Here is an 866-nt window from a genome sequence, read left to right as displayed (position 1 = left end):
CTGATTTTCATGTGTGTCGCACTTCTGATGTGCGTAGTGGGTGTTTTCGCGGCTCAAACCGCAGGTAGTGAATCAGTGACGGCTGACTTTCTCGATGGCTTCAAGAGCTTTGTCGGACTGGCCACCGTGGTAGTTCCGGCAGTGGTAGGATTCATTGCTTCTAAGCTCCAGAACCCGATGAACCGCTGGGTGACATGCTGGGTGACGGCAGTTGTCGGTGTAGTTGTAACCTTTTTCTCCTGGTGGATGAATCTCGGCTTTCCTCCGTCGGATGCAAGCATCTGGATCGTGGTAATTGACGCATTGTTTGTCGCATTAGCATCGACAGGAATTGTATCCGTTGTAACAAGCGAATGGCTGGCCAACTTGTTCGGTGGTAAAGTTAAGAAGGAGTAATGGAGAAGCTACTTCACACCATAGCCCCGCAGCTGGCAGTTGCCGGGGCTTACTCATTTGTCGGTGAGATCAAGGGGGTTGTATTCGAACTTCGCTGGATGCTGGTATTTATCATCGTGATGATCATCGCAGACTTCGTTCTTGGTATCATTGACAGCGTGGTGAAACGAGGTGAGGATTTCCGCTTTAGCAGGGCGGGGCGGCGCACGATGTGCAAGTTTATCGAGTACAATTCGTACCTGGTACTCGGTTTTATGCTTGGCATCGCTATCCTGCAACCGGTTGGTATATGCAGCTATACCGTTTCGGCCATGTGCGGCCTTGGACTGGCCATCGTGTTTGAGTTTGACTCTATCATGGAACATATCTGCGTTATCCACGGTATCAAGAACAAAGTAAGTATCAAACGGCTGCTTGTTGGATATATAAAGAAGAAATATAATACGGCCGGTGAGATTATCGAGGAGGTG

2 protein-coding genes are annotated in these 866 nt (G+C 49.3%); both read left to right on the top strand.

Going from position 1 to position 866, the window contains the following annotated elements; all coding sequences use genetic code 11:
* The first annotated feature begins 75 nt into the window (after positions 1 to 75).
* Positions 76 to 396 carry a hypothetical protein gene (locus Q3C19_RS18290; protein ID WP_302731295.1) on the top strand — a complete coding sequence of 107 codons (321 nt, stop codon included), beginning with the start codon at positions 76 to 78 and terminating at the stop codon, positions 394 to 396.
* A partial coding sequence (locus Q3C19_RS18285; protein WP_302731293.1) for a hypothetical protein occupies positions 396 to 866 on the top strand: 471 nt, incomplete at its 3' end. The genes Q3C19_RS18290 and Q3C19_RS18285, both read left to right, overlap by 1 nt.

Source organism: Bacteroides sp. ET489, assembly GCF_030518095.1.
In the GTDB taxonomy this organism is placed as follows: Bacteria; Bacteroidota; Bacteroidia; order Bacteroidales; family Bacteroidaceae; genus Bacteroides; species Bacteroides ndongoniae.
The sequence above is the reverse complement of the archived record's forward strand: the minus strand, read 5'-3'. Positions and strand labels throughout refer to the sequence as shown.